Below are 20646 nucleotides of genomic sequence, written 5' to 3'. Positions count from 1 at the left end.
GGAAACCGCAGATCATGAGCAAAAGAATCGCCTTTCTGGCCAGCGACGCCAAGGTAGCGCAATCCGCCCGCGACGCGTTGGTGGCACGCTATGGCAATGCGGCCCCAAGGGACGCGGATGTGGTGGTGGCACTGGGCGGTGACGGGTTCATGTTGCATACGCTGCACGGGATTCAGCACCTCGATACGCCGGTCTATGGCATGAATCGTGGCACTATCGGCTTTCTGATGAACGAATACGCTGAAACCGATCTGATGGCGCGCCTTGCCGAGGCCGAGGAAGAGGTGATCAACCCCCTCAGCATGACTGCGATGGACCAGTCCGGTACACAGCATGAGGCCCTCGCGATCAACGAGGTCTCACTGCTACGGGCGGGCCCGCAAGCCGCCCGCCTCAGGATCAGCGTCGATGGCCGTGTGCGCATGGCCGAGCTCGTCTGCGACGGGGCGCTGTTGTCGACGCCTGCGGGCTCGACGGCCTATAATTACTCGGCCCACGGCCCCATTGTGCCCATCGGTGCCGATGTCCTGGCGCTGACACCCATCGCGGCGTTCCGCCCCCGGCGCTGGCGCGGGGCGTTGCTGCCCAAGATGGCGCGGGTGCGATTCGAAGTGATCGAGGCCGACAAGCGTCCGGTTATCGCAGCCGCCGATTCGGTGTCCTTCCCCGATATCGACTGGGTCGAGATCCGTTCGGACCCCAGCGTACAACATCGAATCCTCTTCGACCCTGGGCATGGCCTGGAAGAACGCCTCATTTCCGAACAATTCACATAAATTTGGATGCGTTCGTCCAATTCGCATCTTTTATGTGAACCAGTTCACAGGCGCGGCCTTTATCGTTTGTTAATGTTGTCTTACCCGGAGATCACACCAAGGTGGAAGTGAGTGGCCATCTAAAGGTGTTTTCGAAATGATTGCGCATTTTACGCGCTGGCGAGGGTGGGTGGTGCTACGCTCGTCATCAGGTTTCTGGGCATATTTTATCATGCGGACCCCGGGCACAAAAACCCGGGGTCAATTTTTTGCTATGCGCCTGCATCCATCCTGTCCCAAAGAACCGGAGCCATCTGGCCAACCCGCGCCTCGATGGCGGCGGCGGCATCAACCGCCATGTCCTCGCGCCAACGGTTGGCGGTGATCTGGACGTTGATCGGCTGCGGCCCGGTCGCCAACTCGGCCAACCGTGCCGGCACGCTGGCGGCGGGCAGGCCAAGAAAGTTCATCGCATAGGAATAAACCGCACAGCCCAGCACCTCATGCACACCCTCGGCCCCTTCGGTATCCCGGTCTGGCCGAAAGAAGGGCTGCGGCAGAAACGGCGACAGGACCAGCGGGTACTCCTGCAGAAACAACGACCAGGCCCGCGCATAATGGCTGCGCTGGGCCAGAGCCTGAATCAGTTCAGTGCCGACAATCGGTGGGAATTCCTGAAAATAGACCTCGAAAATCTCACGGATGGTCTGCGAGCCCGCTGCCTCGATATCGCCCTGCATCAGGGTCAGCACTTCGCCCATCAGCGCGCGATAGCCCAGGCGCCCGCATTCGAACACATCGGGCGGATCAATTTCGGTCACCAGATACCCGGCTTCGACCAGCGCAGCGCGCGCTGTATCCAGCGCCTTGTCCACCTCAGGGTGCAGCTCATACCCGAATGTGTTCTTGGTAAAGGCAACCTTGATCGGTGCATCCAGAGTGGCACCGCGCCACGGCATTGGAACATGGAAGGGATCGCGCGCATCCGGCGCGATCAATGCGGGCATCGAAAGGTGCAAATCCGCCGCCGACCGCGTGATCAACCCCTGCACCGACATGGACTGGGCCAGCAGTCCTCGCTCGGCCTTCTGGCTCGGGTTCCACGCAGGCACGCGCCCCAAACCGGGTTTTACCGTAACGGCACCATTGGCTGCCGCGGGAAACCGCAGGCTGCCCCCGATGTCATTGCCATGCCCCAGCGCGCCAATTCCGGCCATAACAGCCGCCCCAGCCCCGCCCGAGGATCCACCCGCCGAGATATGCTGCCCCCAAGGGTTGTGCGTGCGCCCGTAAAGCGGATTATCCGTGTCGGCCCGAAAGGAAAACTCAGGCGTATTCGTCCGCCCGATCACAATGGCACCGGCCTTCTGAAGGTTCGAAACCACAGGCGCATCATCCGGCGCAATCGCGTCCTTCAATGCAACAACCCCGTTCGTCGTGGCATGCCCTTTCTGATCGACGTTGACCTTGATCGTAACCGGAACACCATGCAACGGTCCGACCGCAGCACCGCCTGCACGCGCCTTATCAAGACTCCGCGCACGCTCCAACGCCTCAACGCCAAGATCTTCGACCACCGCATTCAGCGCGGGGTTTACCTGATGCATCCGCTCCAACGCGGCCTGAACTGTGTCCTCGGCGCTCAGATCCCCCGCCCGCGTCTGGTCCACCAACTCCGCAGCACTCAGCCGCCAGATATCACCATGTGCCATGCCCGTCCTCCCGGCCTCAACCTGCGGCGGAGCGACCCCAATAGCAAGAGTGACAATCCAAAAACGGACCCGCCCTTCATCTGGCCATAAATATCCCGGAGCGCGAGGCAGAGCCTCGCACAACGCGCGTCAGCGCAAATCGGGCGCGCCGCAAGGCGCACCGCATGATTTATTGTGCATACCCAATGGTCTGTAGGGCCGAGGTGATTTCATCCAGAATAGCTGGATCGTCAATCGTGGCAGGCATCTTATACTCTTTGCCATCAGCGATCGAGACCATGGTCCCACGCAGAATCTTACCCGAGCGCGTCTTGGGCAGCCGATCCACAACCACAGCTTTCTTAAAGGCCGCGACAGGGCCGATCTTGTCCCGCACCATCTTGACGACATCGCTTACCACATCATCATGATCCCGGTCCGATCCTGCATTCAGGCACAGGAAGCCGACCGGCATCTGCCCCTTCAGCTGGTCTGACACCCCGATTACGGCACATTCGGCGACGTCAGGGTGGGCGGCCAGAACCTCTTCCATGCCCCCGGTCGACAGACGGTGGCCCGCGACGTTGATCACGTCATCGGTGCGCGCCATGATGTAAAGGTACCCGTCCTCATCAATCATCCCCGCATCGCCGGTCTCGTAGTAGCCCGGGAAGTGCTCCAGATAAGACTTCTTGAACCGATCCCCTGCGTTCCACAACGTCGGTAACGTGCCCGGAGGCAGCGGCAGCTTCACCGCAATTGCCCCCAGCTCTCCGGGTTTCATCGGATGTCCGCCTTCGTCCAGAATCTGGACGTCATAACCCGGCATCGGTTTCGCCGGTGATCCCAGCTTTACCGGCAACTCTTCAATCCCAAGCGGGTTCCCGGCGATCGCCCATCCGGTCTCGGTCTGCCACCAATGGTCGATGACCGGAACCTGCAGCGCCTCCTGCGCCCAGACAATGGTGTCGGGATCGGCGCGCTCGCCCGCAAGGAACAGAGCGTTCAGGCAGGACAGGTCGTATTTCGCCATCATCGCGGCCTTGGGGTCCTCGCGCTTGACGGCACGGATGGCGGTAGGCGCCGTGAAGAAGCTTTTGACCTTATGTTCCGAGATCACGCGCCAGAACGTGCCCGCATCGGGCGTGCCAACAGGCTTGCCCTCGAACACGATGGTTGCATTGCCGTGGATCAGCGGGGCGTAGCAGATGTAGGAATGCCCTACGACCCAGCCCACATCCGAGGCGGCCCAGAAGACATCGCCGGGGTCGACATTGTAGATGTTTTTCATCGACCAGTTCAGCGCCACCAGATGCCCGGCCGTCGGTCGCACCACGCCCTTGGGTGCGCCAGTGGTTCCCGATGTATAAAGAATATAGGCCGGATCATTACCGCTGACGGGCACACAATCTGCGGGTTCGGTCCCGTATTGGAACCCGTGCCAGTTTACGTCGCGCCCCTCGATCAGCTGCGCGACCTCTTGTTCGCGCTGGAAGATCACGCAGAATTCGGGTTTGTGGCTCGCAAGGTCGATGGCCCCGTCAAGCAGGGGTTTGTAATGCACGACGCGACCCGGCTCCATCCCGCACGAGGCTGCGATGATCGCCTTGGGCTTGGCGTCGTCGATACGCACAGCCAGCTCGTTGCTGGCAAAACCGCCAAATACAACCGAATGCACTGCGCCCAGGCGGGCGCAGGCCAGCATCGCCTCAAGCGCTTCGGGGATCATCGGCATATAGATGATGACCCGATCGCCTTTCTCGATCCCCTTCGCCCGCAGCGCACCAGCCAGATTAGCGACCCGGTTGCGTAGCTCGACATAAGAGATTTCCCGCTTGGTATGCGTGATCGGGCTGTCATAGATGATCGCGGTTTGCTCACCCCGGCCATTCTCGACATGCCGGTCAACCGCGTTCCAGCAGGTGTTCACCTTGGCATCGCTGAACCATTCGTACAAAGGCGCATTGTCGTCAAACAGGGCTTTGCTGGGGGGCTGGACCCAGTCGATCCCTTTGGCGGCGTCCATCCAGAACGCCTCGGGGTCGTTTTTCCAGCTTTCGTAAACGTCCTGATACGCCATCGTGCTCTCCTCCAAAATCCTCGGATGATGTGTAAGGTGTCCGGTGGTCGTGCGACAAGCAATGCGACTGACGGCGCGTCAGTTTATCGCAAAATATTTGCAGATTTCTGTCAGTCTGGCTGCAAATTTTTGCAAATACACCGCCGGAGCACGCCAAAACCGCGCTCAGAGCCGAATTTTGCAAAGTTGCAAATTTTCTGGTGCAAAAAACTGTGAGCGTTCAGAATCACACCGGGTGTTCTTTTTGGGAACCCGGTGTGACCCACGATATGTCAGATTCGTGCTCAGCCGTAGTGAGCCACGGGCGTCCCGGCGATTGCAGCCATGTTCAGCAGTCCGCGCGCCGTGATCGAGGGCGTCACGATATGGGCCTTGTTGCCCATCCCCATCAGAATCGGTCCAACCTCAAGCCCGTCGGCCTTCATCTTGAGGATGTTGCGGACGCCGCTGGCTGCGTCTGCGTGGGCGAAAATCAGAACGTTGGCTGCGCCCTGCAGACGCGAGTTCGGGAAGATACGCGCGCGTAACTCAGGGTCCAGCGCGACATCCAGGTTCATTTCACCCTCATAGGTGAAATCGCGTGGTTCTGAGTCGAGAATTTTCAGCGCCTCGCGCAGCCGTTTGCCCGAGCCTTCGGCCTGATTGCCAAACTGCGACTGTGAACAGAAGGCGATCTTGGGCTCCAGTCCGAAACGCCGGACGTGCCGCGCGGCGCCGATCGTGGACTCGGCCAGCTCTGCTGGTGAGGGCAACTGGCGCACATGGGTATCGGCGATGAACAACGGGCCGTCTTCGAGGATCATCAGCGACAGCGCCCCGTGCGGGCGCAGGTTGCCACCATCGAGCACCTGCTCAACATAGTTAAGATGCCAGCGATATTCGCCAAACGTGCCGCAGATCATGCTGTCGGCCTCACCGCGATGCACCATGATCGCAGCGATAGCGGTATTGTTCGTCCGCATGATGGCCTTTGCAAGGTCGGGTGTTACACCCCGGCGCTGCATAATCTGGTGGTACGAGTTCCAGTAGTCATAGTATCGCGGGTCGTCCTGAGGGTTCACGATCTGGACATCCTGTCCCGGACGCACCGTCAGCCCCAGTCTTTCGCATCGTGCGTTAATCACGTCGGGTCGCCCGATCAGGATCGGCGTTTCCGTGGTCTCTTCCAGAATGGCCTGAGCGGCACGCAGGACGCGTTCGTCCTCGCCCTCGGCAAAAACGATCCGGCGTGACGCGGCGGCAGCAGCTTCGAACACCGGCCGCATCAGCAGAGCAGACTTGAAGACAGTCTGATTCAGGCGCTCTTTATAGGCTTCAAGATCGTCGATCGGGCGTTTGGCAACGCCACTTTCCATTGCTGCCTTAGCGACGGATGACGACACAACGCCGACAAGACGCGGGTCAAAGGGTTTGGGGATCAGGTAGTCGGGACCAAAAGTCAGTTGCTCACCCTTGTAGGCGGCGGCGGCTTCGGCGCTTGTGGTCGCGCGCGCCATCTCGGCGATGCCGTCGACACATGCGATCTGCATGGCGTCATTGATCTCGGTCGCACCCACGTCCAGCGCGCCCCGGAAGATGAAAGGGAAACACAGGACGTTGTTCACCTGATTGGGGAAGTCGCTGCGGCCCGTTGCTATGATCGCATCCGGTGCAACCTCGCGCGCGGCTTGCGGCAGGATTTCCGGGGTCGGGTTGGCCAAGGCGAAGATTATCGGCGTTTTCGCCATTTTCGCCACCATTTCCGGCTTGAGAACATTGGGCCCGCTAAGTCCCAGAAACAGGTCCGCCCCGCCGATCACATCATCCAGTGTGCGCAGATCTGTTTTTTGCGCAAACTGGTCCTTGTGCGGGTTCATATCCTCGGCGCGGCCCTCGTAGACCAGTCCATGAATGTCGCACAGCCAGATGTTCTCTCGTTTCACGCCCAGTTTGACGAGCATGCTGAGGCAGGCGATCCCCGCCGCGCCGCCACCGGTCGAGACGATCTTGATGTCTTCGAACTTCTTGCCCGCGACATGCAAGGCATTCTTGGCCGCTGCACCGACGACGATCGCGGTGCCATGCTGGTCATCGTGGAAGACCGGGATATTCATCCGCTCTCGGCACAGCTTTTCCACGATGAAACAATCCGGGGCCTTGATGTCTTCAAGGTTGATTGCGCCGAAAGTCGGTTCCAGCGCGCAGACGATATCAGCCAGTTTCTCGGGGTCAGGCTGATCCACTTCGATGTCGAAACAATCGATCCCGGCGAATTTCTTGAACAGAACCGCTTTGCCTTCCATCACAGGTTTCGAGGCCAGCGCGCCGATATTGCCCAGCCCCAGGACTGCCGTGCCGTTGGACACCACAGCAACAAGGTTGCCGCGCGCCGTGTATTTCTCGGCATTGGCCGCATCGGCCTTGATCTCAAGGCTGGCTTCGGCAACGCCGGGAGAGTAGGCGCGGGCAAGGTCGCGACCATTCGCCATCGGCTTGGTGGCTTTGATCTCAAGCTTTCCCGGTTTTGGATGGGCATGATAGTCAAGGGCGGCCTGCCGCAGGCTGGGTGTGTCAGACATCGGCGTTCGAACTCCGTTCCAGAATTTGTTTGATCGTTAAACTATTTTTTTCGGCTTGGCTACGCTGCGTCAGCCTAAGTCATCACGCAGACGTTCCTTGCGCTTTGTCGTAAAACTTTTACATTCAGCCAATTCGCCAGACACTTCAAGTTTTGCAGGCGGCAGGACCAAGAACATGAGCTACAAAGACGATCTCTACCCCCCGTTGGTGGATGCTGATCCTGTTGCTTCGAACAGAGCGGGGCGGCTGTTTGCGCGCTTGGCGCTGTTTGCCGGCGGCCTGTTGTTGTGCGTGATCCTGATCTGGCCACAGCAAGCCGCGATCTTCAATCAGGAAGGCGGTCTGATCGAGACGCTTTCAGCAGCGGCCCTGTTTACGGCAGGGCTGGTTGCGCTGGTCAGGTACCGGGGGATCAGCCGCGCCTATATCGGGCTGGTCTGCCTGCTGTTGGCCGAACGCGAGCTTGAGGCGGACGTCTATGCCGAGGGCAGCCTGCCCTTTGCGCTGCTGCACGGTCTGGACGTACTGCTAGATATAACGGCGGTGCGGGTTTTGCTGGGGCTGGTCATAATCGGTGGGGCCCTCTGGCACGGCATTCCTTCTGCTTGGCGGGCGCTGAAACAGCGGACTCTGTTCCTGCTGGTGTTTGTTCTGGCCGGAGCGGCCGCCGTTGTGGCGCAGCTTCTGGAAGAGGTCAGCGGTTTTCTTGATGTCGGCGTTTCGTCTTTGATGGCGACGCGTCTGTTTGTTCTGGAAGAAACGCTTGAGATGTACTTTTCGGTTGGTATTTTGGCGGCTGTTCTGATCGGATGGCCGAGATCGAAGACCAAAGAGATGCCAAATGACCTCGACCGAAAGCCAGACACGCGCTGAGATTCGCCTGCCGACACAGGAACTGCGCGACGATATTCCATTTTATACCAAGGTTCTGGGGATGCGGATGGATATGATCTATCCCGCCGACGACCCACGCATAGCTGTGTTTTCAGGGCATGGGTTGCGGCTGCGGATCGAAAAGGACGCGCCCGAGACCGCAGGGACCCTGCGCATTCTGACCGAGGACCCGGATGGGTTTGCCGATGGTCAGCGCAGCCTTGTTGCGCCGAATGGCACGCGGGTCGAGATCGAGGAGCTGAACCCGCCAATGGTGATGCCCGAGACGGTGCATTCCTTCGTGGTGCGCCGTCTCAAGGATCAGGCCCCGTGGATCATCGGGCGCGCAGGGATGCATTATCGCGATCTGGTGCCGGACCGTCTGGGCGGCTCAATCATTGCCAGCCATATCCGCATCCCGGATGGTGGCCCGGTGCCGGATATGGTGCATTTCCACAAGGTCGGGTTTCAGTTGATCTTCTGCATTCATGGCTGGGTCGATGTGGTTTATGAGGATCAGGGTGAGAAGATGCGCCTGACCGCCGGCGACTGCTTTATCCAGCCGCCCGAAATCCGCCACCGGGTGCTGGAGGCTTCGGACAATGTGCAGGTGATCGAGATCGGAGTGCCTGCCGAGCATGTGACCGAGATCGACCACCAGATGGAACTGCCCACCCCGCATTATCGCCCGGATCGCGAATGGCAGGGGCAACGGTTTGTTTACAATCAGGCCAAGGATGCCGAATGGGTTCCCTTCCGCTTGCCGGGTTACATCTGCCGCGACACGACGATTGCCGAGAACACCAAAGGCGTCGCCGGGGTGCAGGTTGTGCGCCGGGGGCAGGGCGACCCGGAATGGGCCAGCCATGATACGGATATTCACTTCACCTTTGTGATGAACGGCGAGGTGACGTTGGAGGGCGAGCGGCGCGACCCATTCCGGCTGGAACAGGGCGATGCGTTTGTAATTCCACCGGGTATGCGGACCCGGTTGTCTGACCCTTCGGATGACATCGAACTGCTTGAGGTCACGCTGCCCGGCACCTTCAACACCACGCTGGGCTAGAAGCCTGTGGATAACCGCGCCCGGGGGCTTCAAATCACCGGGCGATTTCCTTTAGGGTGCGGTATTCTGACCAAGTGATCAAAAAATCGGGAATCGCCCATGTCTCTGAAAGATGCCGCGCGCGCCGTTCGGGAAAACGCCCATGCGCCTTATTCCAATTTCAAGGTTGGGGCCGCGATCCGGTCTGGCTCGGGCCAGACGTATGTCGGGTGCAATGTCGAGAACGTCGCCTATCCCGAAGGCACATGCGCCGAGGCCGGGGCTATCGCCGCAATGGTCGCCGCGGGTGAAACAGAATTGACCGAGGTCTACGTGGTCGCCGGCAGCCCGCAGCCGGTACCGCCCTGTGGCGGCTGCCGCCAGAAACTGGCCGAATTCGGCAAAGGCGATGTTGTGGTTACGATGGCAACCGTCGACGGCGTTGAAACCCGCACCACTATTACTGATCTGCTGCCCGGTGCCTTTGGGGCCTCGCATATGGAAGGCAACTGAATGGACGCCCGCTCGATCATTGCCAAGCTGCGCCGGTCTGAGGTGCCCTCGGGCGAGGAACTGCACTGGTTCGCGCAAGGCCTCGCGGATGGGGGCGTCAGCGATGCGCAGGCGGGGGCTTTTGCCATGGCGGTCTGCATGGGCGGGCTGGGTGCGCAGGGGCGGGCCGATCTGACCCGTGCGATGCGCGACAGTGGTGAGGTGCTGCGCTGGGATCTGGACGGCCCGGTGATCGACAAGCATTCGACCGGGGGTGTCGGGGATTGCGTCAGCCTTGTTCTGGCTCCTGCGCTGGCCGAATGCGGGGCCTATGTGCCGATGATCTCGGGGCGCGGGCTGGGTCATACCGGAGGCACTTTGGATAAGCTTGAGGCTATTCCCGGGGTCACAACCCAGATTGGTCAAAGCCGTCTGGCACAGGTTCTGAAAGACACAGGCGCGGCGATTGTGGGGGCCACCGGCCAGATCGCGCCTGCGGATAAACGGCTCTATGCGATACGCGATGTGACGGCGACGGTGGAAAGCCTCGATCTGATTACGGCGTCGATCCTGTCCAAGAAACTGGCCGCCAGCCCAGACGCGCTGGTGCTGGACGTCAAGGTGGGCAGCGGCGCGTTCATGAAAACGCTCGACGATGCGCGCAGGCTGGCGCAGGCGCTGACCGAGACGGCGAATGCGGCGGGGTGCAAGACCTCGGCGGTGATCACCGATATGAACCAGCCGCTGGCCCCGGCGCTGGGCAATGCGCTGGAAGTGGCCGAGGTGATGCAGGTCTTGACCAGCGGGCAGGATTCGCCTCTGGCCCATATCTCTGCCGAACTGGGCGGTGTTTTGATGGCGGACGCGGGGATGTGCGCCTCGGTCGAAGAGGGCACGGCGCAGATCGCCGAAGTAATCCGCGATGGCCGTGCCGCTGAACGGTTTGGTCGCATGATGGCCGCCGTTGGAGGCCCGGTGCATTTCGTCGACACATGGGCGCGGTTCCTGCCCGAGGCCAACGTGATTCAGGAAGTGCCCGCGCCACACGATGGTTATATCTCGGCCATCGATGGCGAGGCGCTGGGCCTTGCCGTGGTTGCGCTGGGCGGCGGGCGTCAGGTCGAAAGCGATGAGATTGACCCGGCGGTCGGATTGTCTGGCATCTTACGGTTGGGCGAGACGGTTCAGAAAGGCGCACCGCTGGCCGTGGTCCATGCCGCGCGCGAAGACGCGGCGCGGCAGGCGTCTCAGGCGGTGCTGAACGCCGTGACGATCAGCGATACGCCCGCGGACCAGCCGCCGCATGTGCATGAAAGGATCAGCGCATGAGCCGCGCTTTCCTTGTAGTGATGGATTCGGTGGGCATCGGGGGCGCGCCGGATGCCGATCAGTTCTTCAATGGAACTGCGCCAGATACCGGCGCGAACACAGTGGCCCATATCGCGCAGGCCTGCGCTGAGGGACGCGCCGAGGATGGGCGCTCGGGCCCTTTGCATCTGCCCAATCTCGATGTGCTGGGTCTGGGGGCGGCGGTGCGGCTGGCCTCGGGCGCCGAAACGCCGGGGTTGAGCGCCACGCCAACGGGTCTCTGGGGCTGCGCGCGGGAGTATTCACCGGGCAAGGACACGCCGTCGGGCCATTGGGAACTGGCGGGTTTGCCTGTGCCGTGGGACTGGCACTATTTCCCAGACACCAAGCCCGCATTCCCCCCTGATCTAAGCCGTGCCGCTGCCGAGGCTGCAGGAACTGACGGTATCCTTGGCGATTGCCACGCGTCGGGCACTGCCATTATTGCGGAGCTAGGGGCCGAGCACATGCGCACCGGCTGGCCGATCTGCTATACCTCTGCCGACAGCGTGTTCCAGATTGCCGCGCATGAGGAAAGCTTTGGCCTCGACCGGTTGTTGGATATGTGCCGGACGCTTGCCCCGCAATTGCATGAGATGAAAGTGGGTCGCGTGATTGCGCGGCCCTTCGTGGGATCGCCTGAGGATGGGTTCACCCGCACCACCAACCGCAAGGATTTCGCCATCCTGCCGCCCGCGTCGGTGCTGACGAACTGGGCGCAGGGCGCTGGCCACCGCGTTCATGCGGTGGGTAAGATCGGTGACATCTTCTCGATGCAGGGGATTGATACACTGCGCAAAGGTTCGGATGCGGACCTGATGCGGCACCTGTCTGATCTGGTGGACGAGGCCGAAGAGGGCAGCCTGACCTTCGCCAATTTCGTGGAGTTCGACAGTCTCTATGGCCACCGCCGAGATATCAGCGGCTATGCCCGTGCGCTGGAATGGTTCGACCGTGAGATCGGGGTGATCCTGCAAAACCTGCGCCCCGGAGACCTGATGCTGCTGACCGCAGATCACGGCAATGATCCCAGTTGGACCGGGACCGATCACACGCGCGAACAGGTGCCTGTGCTAGTGGCCGGGCAGGGTGCGGGCGAGATCGGCCAGATCAACTTTGCTGATGTCGCGGCCAGTATCGCTCACCATCTGAACATTCCGTCGCAAGGACCGGGGCGGAGCTTTCTATGACCGTTTCCGACCTGCCCAAGATCGAACTGCATCTGCATCATGAAGGCGCAGCCCCGCCCGCTTTTATCCGTCAGTTGGCGCATGAAAAGAAGGTGGATCTCAGCGGCATTTTCAAGCCCGATGGCTCCTACGACTTCCGTGACTTCGCTCACTTCCTCAGTGTCTATGAGGCGGCCTGCGAAGTGCTGAAGTCGCCCGAAGATTTCCGCCGCCTGACGCTGGCGATCCTCGAAGAAAGCGCGTCGAATGGCGTGGTCTATACCGAGACCTTTCTCAGCCCCGACTTCTGCGGTGGTGGCGATCTGCACGCGTGGCGCGACTATCTGACCGCAATTCAGGACGCTGCGGACGAGGCCGAGCGCAAGTTCAACATCACCCTGCGCGGGGTAGTGACCTGCGTACGCCATTTCGGTCCCGAGCAGGCCAAGCGCAGCGCCTTTTGCGCGGCTGAGACGGCTGGAGACTGGATCACCGGCTTTGGCATGGGCGGCAACGAAGGCGTCCATACGCAAGGCGATTTCGCATGGGCCTTTGATTGTGCCCGCGAGGCCGGATTGCGCCTTACCACCCATGCCGGAGAATTCGGTGGGCCGGACAGTGTGCGGGATGCCATTCGTGATCTGGGGGTCGAACGGGTCGGGCACGGCGTGCGCGCCATTGAAGACCCCGATCTGATCCGCGAAGTCATCGATAGGGATGTAACGCTTGAGGTTTGTCCGGGTTCGAACGTGGTGCTGGGTCTGTTTCCCGACTTCGCCGCCCATCCGATTGCCAAGCTGCGCGACGCGGGCGTAAAGGTCACGGTCTCAACCGATGACCCGCCGTTTTTCCACACCACAATGCGCCGCGAATATGAGATGTTGGCTGCAGCCTTCGGCTGGGAGGCTGAAGATTTTGCCGAATTGAACCAGAACGCCCTGAACGCGGCATTCTGTGATGAAGACACCCGCGCGCGGGTCAAGAAAAGACTGGAGAACTCATGAGCGAACATCTGACCGTCGTCGACCACCCGCTGGTGCAGCACAAACTGACGCTCATGCGGGACAAGGGCACCTCGACCGCCGCGTTCCGGCAGCTTTTGCGTGAGATTACGCTGCTGCTGGCCTATGAGGTCACGCGTGAGATGCCGCTGACCACCCGCCATATCGAAACCCCGATGGAGGAGATGGATGCACCGATTCTGGCGGGCAAGAAACTGGCGCTGGTCTCGATCCTGCGGGCCGGGAACGGAATGCTGGACGGGGTGCTGGAATTGATCCCCTCGGCTCGTGTGGGTTTTGTCGGGCTTTACCGCGATGAAAAGACGCTGGAGCCGGTGCAGTATTACTTCAAGGCCCCCGAGGGGCTGAAGGATCGGCTGGTCATCGCCGTTGATCCGATGCTGGCGACCGGTAACAGTTCGGCCGCCGCGATTGATCTGCTGAAAGAGGCGGGCGCCACCGATATCCGGTTCCTGTGCCTGCTGGCCTCGCCCGAAGGGGTTGCGCGCATGAAAGAGGCGCATCCGGATGTGCATATCGTCACGGCGGCGCTGGACCGTGAGCTGAATTCGAAGGGGTATATCATGCCCGGCCTCGGCGATGCCGGAGATCGCATGTTCGGTACCAAATAAACCCTATTGCCCGCAGATATTCTGCAGCCGGACCCAGTCGCGGTCCGGCAGGACCTGTTCCAGACTACGCCCCGCCATGGGGTCGGCCTCGATCAGGCCCAGAACGGTCTCGCCAGTGATATCGCGGGCATAGGCGTATGGCGTCGAGGGCAGGGCAGCCTGTGCGAACACGGCCAGAAGGTCGTTGTCGGTGATCGTCGGGCGCGGCTCTGACAGCACCTGTTCGGTATAGGCGTCCACGATTTCGGGGGTCAGCTCACCCGTGGTCAGCAACCGGAAGGCTGTCGTGGGGCCGGTGCGGTCCAACAGCTCATCCAGCGGGTCTTGTTGCCCCGCGCGCGCGCGTGCTGCAATCACATAGCCTGCGGCAACGGCGGGGTCCTCGTGATCCTCAACCAGAGCCCGGTTCAACAGAACCGTCCCGCCCGGCAGGCTGAGGCTGTCCGGCACCCCAGCGGGCAGGATCACGATCTGCCGGACTCCCGTCCGGCGCGCCAGTCGATCCAGCGAGTCCTGTGCGTCGGGTGAGGTGCAGGCTTTGCCTGAAACACGTTCGATCCGGTGCAGAATCGCATTACCGATCTCCTGCCGTTTGATCTCGGGCACCACGGAGACTACGTGGCGCTGCAATGCGCCGGGCAGCCAGAACAGCAGCAAGGCAACAACCGCCAATACTACACCTGCGACACTGAGCCAGCGCAGCCGACCGGGATGCGGTCGCGCGCGGTCGATGGCGCGTTGCAGGCGGTCGATGGCCTCGATCATCGTGGTCTCGGTCTCGGGCAGTTCCAAAGTCTCGCCCGGGTCGCCATCCGGGTGGAAGATCGCCGGATAGGCTCCGGGGTTTTGCCGCTCCAGCGCGGCCAGCGACCAATGAGTCAGCGCCCGGTCGTTGAAATCCGAGATGGTCAGTGTGGCCTCGCCAATGGACACCACGACCTCGCGCCGCTGCTCGTCGGGCGTGGGGCGCCACAGACCGGTGGCTTCGATCCGCTGGTACTGTTTGAGTGCGGTCATCGGGTAAGGCTGCTCGAGTATTATTTTGTCCCGAGTCTAGCATGTTGAAAACCAACGGCGCAAACCTGTTGCGCGCGGTTTCGAAAATATGCTGACTGGGCCGGATCGGGGCGAGCGTATTTGCGGCAAGGGGGATATCAGGGGTGGAACACGAGAGGTCCTCGGCGCTGGCATCGATGCTGATGGTCTGTGCGATGGCAATCATCGGCGTCATCGACAACTTCGTGATTCGTCTGGCAGAGACCATCGGGCTATGGCAATTCCACCTGTGCCGTGCCCTGCTTATGCTGCCGCTGATCGCTTGCCTGTCGTTGCTGGGGCTGGGTAGCCTGAGACCCCGCCGCTATGGCATTGTCGCGCTGCGCAGTGCTTTGATCACTCTGGCCATGCTGTTCTATTTCAGCGCACTGGCGCTGATGCCGATCGCGCAGGCACTGGCCGGGTTGTTCACGTCACCCATCTTTGTGCTGCTTATCTCGGCCCTGATCCTGAAGCAGCATATCGGGCCATGGAGGATCGTTGCCGTCCTGTTGGGCTTCTCGGGTATCCTGTGCGTGTTGCAGCCCGATCCACAATCCTTCGACATCAAAACCCTGCTACCCGTGGCCGGTGGTTTCTTCTATGCCCTCAGCGCCGTCGTCACGCGCACCCATTGCGCGGGCGAAAGCACCGTCGCTCTGTTGGCCGCGATGGTGGTGACGCTTGGCTTGGCCGGAGGGGTGGGGCTGGTCTGGTTGGCACTATCTCCGGCTACAGCGGTGGCCGGGCCCGAGGGGTTCGTGCTGCGCGGCTGGGTCTGGCCGATGCACGCGGCGGTGCCGTGGGTTGTGGTGCAGGCTGTCGGCTCGACAATCGCGGTGTTCATGCTGATCAAAGCCTATCAACTGGGCGAACCGTCTTATGTGGCGGTGTTCGAATACTCGGTCATGATCTTCGGTCCGCTGTTTGCATGGGTGGCCTTTGGGCAATCCGTGGGCGTGATGCAGATCATCGGCATCGCGATGATCGCAACGGCAGGGGTCCTGCTGGGGTGGAGAGAACGTCGTCTGCTGGCCCAACCCTGAACCGGATTCGCGCCCCGTCGTTTCCGCAGGGCGTCCAAACGGGCGTTCGCCTGCGGCTTTGTCCACCGAAATCCGGCTAAATGCGGCGAAATTAACCGAAATTTGCCCCAAATGTGGCGAAACTAAGCCCCTTTAAGGCACAACACTCAGACCCTTCTGTTTTGTTTGAAGGTGCCAAAAAGGGGAAGGCACGTGTTAGAAGTAGTGAGTGTTTCGGGGTATTCGAAACAGGAAGACAGGGGCCGGGGGGCCTTTTCGGGGACAGCCGTGTCAGTACGTCGTGGGGGCCTACTGCACGGAACCAAGGTTGCAACAACCAGCGGTTGGAAACCGGTCGAAAGATTGGTCGCGGGTGATCTGGTGCGCACACTGGATCACGGCTTTCGCGAGCTTCGGCGCGCCAGCGTCGACCGTATCGTTGTTCCCGGAGATGAGCGACGGGCCGAGCATCTGCCGGTGCTTGTCCCGTCGCGCGCGGCCTATAACGGGCGACCTGTCTGGCTGATGCCTGAACAGGGCATGGCGCTGGATCAGGGCAAGCTGGGTCTGGGGATCGAGGGTATCTCGATTGTGCCCGCCCGCATGCTCAGCGGGGTGGGGCGGTTGCATTCGCAGACACCGGCCCAGACCTTTGATGTGACGTCATTATTTTTCGATCAGGATGAGGTCGTGTTCATCGAAGGCGGGTTTCAGGCCTATTGTCCGGCCGGCCGGATGGTGGCGGCTCTGGGGCCGACAAGCGCCTATGAGGTCGCTGATGCCGAGGATGCCGAACTGTTGATCGAAGCGGTTGCGACAAGGGGCGATATTTCCGCTTTTGCAAACCCGTTGGGTGCACTGCCTGCACCCATCCCGCAAGAACCGATTTTCCCGATCCGGCCCCCTTCGGGGATACGCCGACCGGGGCGTCCGGGACGGCCGAGTATGCCGCCTTTGTTTCTGCGGCCTGAATGGCAGACCTGACCTAACACTTCAAAAAGAACGATGCAGGCACATGACTTTATGCGCCTGCATCTGTTTTCTTACGCGGCCTCAGCTTCCGGATTGAACCGACCGTAGAAGCTTTGGCCTTTATCGGCCATTTCACGCAGCAGCGGCGGGCAGGCGAAACGCTCACCATAGGCCTCGGCCAGCTGATCGCAGCGCTCGGCTGCATAGGGCGTGCCGATGATGTCCAACCAGCTCAGCGGGCCACCGGACCAAGGCGCAAAGCCCCAGCCCAAGATCGCGCCCACGTCGCCTTCACGGATGTCTTCCAGAACGCCTTCTTCCAGCGCACGGACGGCTTCCAGAACCTGTGCGAACATCAGACGTTCCTGCACCTCGATCAGGTCAGGCTGCTCGGCGGCCAGCGGGTACTTGTCCTGCAGACCCTTCCAATATTCGACGCGCTTGCCCTTGTCGTCATAGTCGAAGAAGCCAGCATTGGCCTTGCGACCCAAACGGCCCTGTTCCTCCATCCAGAAGATCAGATCGTCCGAGGGGCTTTCGGGATAGGCATCACCCATCGCCGCCTTGGTCGCCCGTGCAATCTTGGCACCCAGATCGATCGAAGTCTCGTCCGTAAGTTGGATCGGTCCGACCGGGAAGCCCAGCTGACGCGCCGCGTTGTCGATCAGGATGGGGCTGACGCCCTCGGTGATCATGCGCGCGCCTTCGTTGATATAGGGAATGATGCAGCGGTTGGCGTAGAAGAAGCGCGCATCGTTGACCACAATCGGTGTCTTCCGGATCTGGCGTACGTAGTCCAGAGCCTTGGCGACCGCGCGGTCCCCGGTTCCCTTGCCCTTGATGATCTCGACCAGGAACATCTTCTCGACGGGTGAGAAGAAGTGGATGCCGATGAACTGCTCAGGCCGCACTGAGGCCTTCGCCAGATCGGTGATCGGCAGGGTCGAGGTGTTTGACGCAAAGATGCAATCCTCGGGGATGATCGCCTCGACTTTCTTGGTCATCTCAGCCTTGACGCCGGGGTCTTCGAACACGGCCTCGATGATCAGATCGCAGCCTTTCAGATGCTCCAGATCAGGGGTGGCTGTGATCTGCGCCAGCAGGGCCTCTTTCTTCTCAGCGGTGGCTTTGCCGCGCTTGATGCCTTTGTCCATGTAGCTCTCGCTATAGGCCTTGCCCTTATCGGCGGCAGCCTGATCACGGTCGATCAGAACAACCTCCATCCCGGCCTGCGCCGAGACCAGCGCGATACCAGCCCCCATCATGCCCGCGCCCAGAACACCGACTTTTTTGACGCGCTGATCAGGGACATCCTTGGGACGCACCGCCCCTTTCTCCAGCGCTTCCTTGTTCAGGAACAGCGACCGGATCATTGCCGATGAGGACGGGTTCATCAGGACATTGGTGAACCACCGCGCCTCGATCTTCAGGGCGGTGTCGAAGTCAACCAGCGCGCCTTCGTAGATCGAACTCAGCAGAGCCTTTGCCGCCGGGAAAGCACCTTGTGTCTTGCCGTTCACCATCGCGTTTGCGCCAACGAAGGTCATAAAGCCAGCCGGGTGATACGGCGCGCCGCCGGGCATTTTGTAGCCCTTCGCGTCCCATGGCTTGACCAGATCGGCGTCCTTGGCATTCAGAACCCATTCCTTGGCTGCGGCAACTGGATCGTCCGCGACCGCGTCGATCAACTGCGCGCCTTTGGCTTTCTTCGAGTCCATCATCTTGCCTTCCAGCAGGACCGGAGCCGCCGCCATCGCGCCAACCATACGGCTATAGCGCATGGTGCCGCCGCCACCGGGGAAGATACCCAGCAGGATCTCGGGCAGGCCGATCTTCGCTTTGGCATTCGAGGTCATGACGCGGTGATGACACGCCAGCGCAATCTCGGTCCCGATCCCGGCGCAGGTGCCGTTGATGGCGCAGGCCACCGGCTTGCCGCCTTTCTTGGTCTTCGGATCCATACCTGCCAGTTCCAACCGACGCAGAATGTTGTGACCGCTCATGACGAAGTCAAATAGCGCCTGAGCGGGTTCATCACCGGCCTCCTGACGGATCGTGGCAAGCGTGCTCAGGTCCATGCCGCCAGCGAACGAACCTTCCTTGCCGCTGGTAATCACGATGCCTTTGATCTCATCATCCGCCAGCGCCTGATCGATCAGTTCGCCGACCAGAGTGAAGGCCTCGCGCGACAGAACGTTCATGGATTTTCCCGGAACGTCCCAGGTGATGAAGGCGACGCCGTCTGCGTCTTTGCTGAGGGTGAAATCAGTCATTGTCATCTCCAATCTGGTCAGCCGTCAGCGGGCTGCCATCCTTGCGGGTGAAGACGAATCCGTTCTCGTCGTCCTTCACCATCATGTCTATGTCGCTGTAATAGCCGGTCTCTGTCGGGGTCCGGGTGCCCACCACCAGAAAGGTCGCGGGCGCATCGGTTCTGTTCACAAGGTGATGGCCATTGGCCTCACCAGCGGGCCAGGCGGCGCAATCGCCGGGCAGCATCTGGTGCTCACCGTCATCGTCGATCAGCACGCATTCGCCGCTGAGCATGATGGCAAACTCGTCCTGCTCCATATGATAATGGCGAAGCGAGGAAAGGGCCTGCGGCTCCAGCCGCACGATGTTGACCCCGAACTGGGTCAGTCCACCCGCATCGCCGACGCCCTGGTTGAAGCGGCCTCCAACCGCCTCGGCCAGTTTGCCGGGATAGGACGAACCGCCCCTGTAGGGGATTTGCGAAAGGTCCAGCTTGGGCATCAGACCCGCTCGATAATGGTTGCCGCCCCCATGCCGGACGCAATGCAGAGCGTGGCCAGACCGGTTTCCTTGTCCTGACGCTCCAACTCATCCAGCAGGGTGCCGATGATCATCGCGCCGGTTGCGCCCAGCGGGTGACCCATCGCGATAGAACCGCCATTGACGTTAACCAAAGCGGGATCGACATCGAACGCCTGCTGGAACCGCAGCACGACCGAGGCGAAGGCTTCGTTCACCTCGAACAGGTCCAGGTCACTGATCTGCATGCCATTGTCAGCAAGGATTTTCTCGGTCACCGGAACCGGGCCGGTCAGCATGATGGTCGGGTCGGTGCCGATCTTGGCTGTGGCCTTGATACGTGCGCGGGGTTTCAGGCCGTATTTCTCACCGAATTCCTTATTCCCGATCAGAACCGCAGCTGCACCGTCCACGATGCCCGAGCTGTTGCCGGCGTGGTGGATGTGGTTGATCCGCTCAAGATGCGGGTACTTCATCATCGCGACCTTGTCGAAGCCCGGCATCTGCTCACCCATCATCGCGAAAGACGGGTTCAAAGCACCCAGCGACTGCATGTCAGTACCGGGGCGCATGTATTCGTCACGATCCAGAATGGTCAGGCCGTTCTGGTCCTTGATCGAGATCACCGATTTCTCGAACCGGTTGTCTTCCCAAGCCGCCGCCGCGCGTTTCTGAGACTCAACGGCCAGTGCGTCGGCGTCGTCGCGGCTGAACCCATACTCGGTCGCAATGATGTCGGCCGAGATGCCCTGCGGCACGAAATAGGTCTCCATTGCCAGCGTCGGGTCCACAGCAATCGCGGCACCGTCGCTTCCCATGGCCACGCGGCCCATCATCTCAACACCGCCCGCGATGTAGGCCTCGCCTGCGCCGCCTTTGACCTGGTTGGCTGCAAGGTTCACGGCTTCCATACCCGAGGCACAGAACCGGTTGATCGCCAGACCGGGGATCGATTGATCCAGATCGGACGCCAAAACAGCCGAGCGCGCCAGACAGCCGCCTTGCTCCATGACTTGGGTGACGTTGCCCCAGATCACGTCCTCAACGGCGTGACCTTCCAGATTATTGCGCTCTTTCATCGCGTTCAGGGTCAGGGCGGACAGCCGCACTGAGGTCACCTCGTGCAGGCTGCCATCCTTGCGGCCTTTGCCGCGCGGGGTGCGCAGGGCGTCATAAATGTAAGCTTCGGTCATGGGTC

The 20646-nt window shown here is 61.0% G+C and carries 17 protein-coding genes; 10 read left to right on the top strand and 7 right to left on the bottom strand.

From position 1 onward, the window contains the following. Positions 1–14: 14 nt before the first annotated feature. Positions 15–776, top strand: a complete 762-nt coding sequence (locus ACR0KM_RS01285) for an NAD kinase (protein ID WP_480819486.1) — start codon at positions 15–17, stop codon at positions 774–776. 251 nt (positions 777–1027) lie between these two features. On the opposite strand, the gene ACR0KM_RS01280 is transcribed toward ACR0KM_RS01285, so the two are convergent. The 3 genes from ACR0KM_RS01280 to ACR0KM_RS01270 all read right to left on the bottom strand — a co-directional run bounded on the left by ACR0KM_RS01280 (position 1028) and on the right by ACR0KM_RS01270 (position 7084). Beyond that, positions 1028–2467 carry an amidase family protein gene (locus ACR0KM_RS01280; RefSeq protein WP_480857069.1) on the bottom strand — a complete coding sequence of 480 codons (1440 nt, stop codon included), beginning with the start codon at positions 2465–2467 and terminating at the stop codon, positions 1028–1030. A gap of 169 nt (positions 2468–2636) precedes the next feature. Then, positions 2637–4526 carry a propionate-CoA ligase PrpE gene (prpE, locus tag ACR0KM_RS01275; RefSeq protein WP_480857071.1) on the bottom strand — a complete coding sequence of 630 codons (1890 nt, stop codon included), beginning with the start codon at positions 4524–4526 and terminating at the stop codon, positions 2637–2639. A 284-nt stretch (positions 4527–4810) separates the two neighbouring features. Further along, positions 4811–7084, bottom strand: a complete 2274-nt coding sequence (locus tag ACR0KM_RS01270; protein WP_480857072.1) for an NADP-dependent malic enzyme — start codon at positions 7082–7084, stop codon at positions 4811–4813. Positions 7085–7259: 175 nt separating this feature from the next. On the opposite strand from ACR0KM_RS01270, the gene ACR0KM_RS01265 reads away from it, so the two are divergent. From ACR0KM_RS01265 to upp, 7 genes are all read left to right on the top strand, one after another. Beyond that, positions 7260–7958, top strand: coding sequence for a hypothetical protein (locus tag ACR0KM_RS01265; RefSeq protein ID WP_480857073.1), 699 nt, complete (start codon positions 7260–7262; stop codon positions 7956–7958). Further along, positions 7927–9024: a cupin domain-containing protein gene (locus ACR0KM_RS01260; RefSeq protein WP_480857075.1), complete on the top strand. Its 1098-nt coding sequence runs from the start codon at positions 7927–7929 to the stop codon at positions 9022–9024. Before ACR0KM_RS01265 ends, ACR0KM_RS01260 begins: the two co-directional genes overlap by 32 nt. A gap of 99 nt (positions 9025–9123) precedes the next feature. Continuing rightward, positions 9124–9516 (top strand): cytidine deaminase, encoded by a 393-nt coding sequence (locus tag ACR0KM_RS01255; protein ID WP_480819491.1) that lies wholly within the window; start codon positions 9124–9126, stop codon positions 9514–9516. Beyond that, positions 9517–10824, top strand: a complete 1308-nt coding sequence (locus ACR0KM_RS01250) for a thymidine phosphorylase (RefSeq protein ID WP_480857077.1) — start codon at positions 9517–9519, stop codon at positions 10822–10824. After that, a complete protein-coding gene (locus ACR0KM_RS01245; protein ID WP_480857079.1) occupies positions 10821–12032 on the top strand; it encodes a phosphopentomutase in 1212 nt (403 codons plus the stop codon). The genes ACR0KM_RS01250 and ACR0KM_RS01245 overlap by 4 nt, the downstream gene beginning before the upstream one ends. Beyond that, positions 12029–13015: an adenosine deaminase gene (locus tag ACR0KM_RS01240; RefSeq protein ID WP_480857080.1), complete on the top strand. Its 987-nt coding sequence runs from the start codon at positions 12029–12031 to the stop codon at positions 13013–13015. Before ACR0KM_RS01245 ends, ACR0KM_RS01240 begins: the two co-directional genes overlap by 4 nt. Beyond that, the gene (upp, locus tag ACR0KM_RS01235; protein ID WP_480819495.1) at positions 13012–13644 is read left to right on the top strand and encodes a uracil phosphoribosyltransferase; all 633 of its coding nucleotides are present in this window, start codon (positions 13012–13014) and stop codon (positions 13642–13644) included. The genes ACR0KM_RS01240 and upp overlap by 4 nt, the downstream gene beginning before the upstream one ends. 3 nt (positions 13645–13647) lie before the next feature. Here the strand turns inward: upp and ACR0KM_RS01230 are convergent, their stop codons facing one another. After that, entirely contained in the window at positions 13648–14661 is a 1014-nt protein-coding gene (locus tag ACR0KM_RS01230; protein ID WP_480857082.1) for a hypothetical protein, read from the bottom strand. A gap of 143 nt (positions 14662–14804) precedes the next feature. On the opposite strand from ACR0KM_RS01230, the gene ACR0KM_RS01225 reads away from it, so the two are divergent. Both ACR0KM_RS01225 and ACR0KM_RS01220 read left to right on the top strand, forming a co-directional pair. Continuing rightward, entirely contained in the window at positions 14805–15725 is a 921-nt protein-coding gene (locus ACR0KM_RS01225; RefSeq protein WP_480857085.1) for a DMT family transporter, read from the top strand. Positions 15726–15992: 267 nt separating this feature from the next. Beyond that, positions 15993–16688, top strand: a complete 696-nt coding sequence (locus tag ACR0KM_RS01220; RefSeq protein ID WP_480819498.1) for a Hint domain-containing protein — start codon at positions 15993–15995, stop codon at positions 16686–16688. Between the two features lie 59 nt (positions 16689–16747). Here the strand turns inward: ACR0KM_RS01220 and ACR0KM_RS01215 are convergent, their stop codons facing one another. The 3 genes from ACR0KM_RS01215 to ACR0KM_RS01205 are packed head-to-tail and all read right to left on the bottom strand — an operon-like array spanning position 16748 to position 20641. After that, the gene (locus tag ACR0KM_RS01215) at positions 16748–18949 is read right to left on the bottom strand and encodes a 3-hydroxyacyl-CoA dehydrogenase NAD-binding domain-containing protein (protein WP_480857087.1); all 2202 of its coding nucleotides are present in this window, start codon (positions 18947–18949) and stop codon (positions 16748–16750) included. Beyond that, entirely contained in the window at positions 18942–19430 is a 489-nt protein-coding gene (locus ACR0KM_RS01210) for a cupin domain-containing protein (RefSeq protein ID WP_480857088.1), read from the bottom strand. Before ACR0KM_RS01210 ends, ACR0KM_RS01215 begins: the two co-directional genes overlap by 8 nt. Further along, positions 19430–20641, bottom strand: a complete 1212-nt coding sequence (locus tag ACR0KM_RS01205; protein ID WP_480819501.1) for an acetyl-CoA C-acetyltransferase — start codon at positions 20639–20641, stop codon at positions 19430–19432. Before ACR0KM_RS01205 ends, ACR0KM_RS01210 begins: the two co-directional genes overlap by 1 nt. Positions 20642–20646: the final 5 nt, after the last annotated feature.

This window comes from Ruegeria sp. G10 (assembly GCF_056533645.1).
This window is presented reverse-complemented; position numbering and strand designations above follow the sequence as displayed.

What these genes read in the sequence shown, in the direction of transcription:
- ACR0KM_RS01260 (WP_480857075.1), top strand. Translation starts at nt 7,927, where the DNA reads ATGACCTCGACCGAAAGCCAGACACGCGCTGAGATTCGCCTGCCGACA.
- ACR0KM_RS01285 (WP_480819486.1), top strand. Translation starts at nt 15, where the DNA reads ATGAGCAAAAGAATCGCCTTTCTGGCCAGCGACGCCAAGGTAGCGCAA.
- ACR0KM_RS01240 (WP_480857080.1), top strand. Translation starts at nt 12,029, where the DNA reads ATGACCGTTTCCGACCTGCCCAAGATCGAACTGCATCTGCATCATGAA.
- ACR0KM_RS01250 (WP_480857077.1), top strand. Translation starts at nt 9,517, where the DNA reads ATGGACGCCCGCTCGATCATTGCCAAGCTGCGCCGGTCTGAGGTGCCC.
- ACR0KM_RS01265 (WP_480857073.1), top strand. Translation starts at nt 7,260, where the DNA reads ATGAGCTACAAAGACGATCTCTACCCCCCGTTGGTGGATGCTGATCCT.
- ACR0KM_RS01230 (WP_480857082.1), bottom strand. Translation starts at nt 14,661, where the DNA reads ATGACCGCACTCAAACAGTACCAGCGGATCGAAGCCACCGGTCTGTGG.
- ACR0KM_RS01245 (WP_480857079.1), top strand. Translation starts at nt 10,821, where the DNA reads ATGAGCCGCGCTTTCCTTGTAGTGATGGATTCGGTGGGCATCGGGGGC.
- ACR0KM_RS01205 (WP_480819501.1), bottom strand. Translation starts at nt 20,641, where the DNA reads ATGACCGAAGCTTACATTTATGACGCCCTGCGCACCCCGCGCGGCAAA.
- ACR0KM_RS01210 (WP_480857088.1), bottom strand. Translation starts at nt 19,430, where the DNA reads ATGCCCAAGCTGGACCTTTCGCAAATCCCCTACAGGGGCGGTTCGTCC.
- upp (WP_480819495.1), top strand. Translation starts at nt 13,012, where the DNA reads ATGAGCGAACATCTGACCGTCGTCGACCACCCGCTGGTGCAGCACAAA.
- ACR0KM_RS01280 (WP_480857069.1), bottom strand. Translation starts at nt 2,467, where the DNA reads ATGGCACATGGTGATATCTGGCGGCTGAGTGCTGCGGAGTTGGTGGAC.
- ACR0KM_RS01270 (WP_480857072.1), bottom strand. Translation starts at nt 7,084, where the DNA reads ATGTCTGACACACCCAGCCTGCGGCAGGCCGCCCTTGACTATCATGCC.
- prpE (WP_480857071.1), bottom strand. Translation starts at nt 4,526, where the DNA reads ATGGCGTATCAGGACGTTTACGAAAGCTGGAAAAACGACCCCGAGGCG.
- ACR0KM_RS01255 (WP_480819491.1), top strand. Translation starts at nt 9,124, where the DNA reads ATGTCTCTGAAAGATGCCGCGCGCGCCGTTCGGGAAAACGCCCATGCG.
- ACR0KM_RS01215 (WP_480857087.1), bottom strand. Translation starts at nt 18,949, where the DNA reads ATGACTGATTTCACCCTCAGCAAAGACGCAGACGGCGTCGCCTTCATC.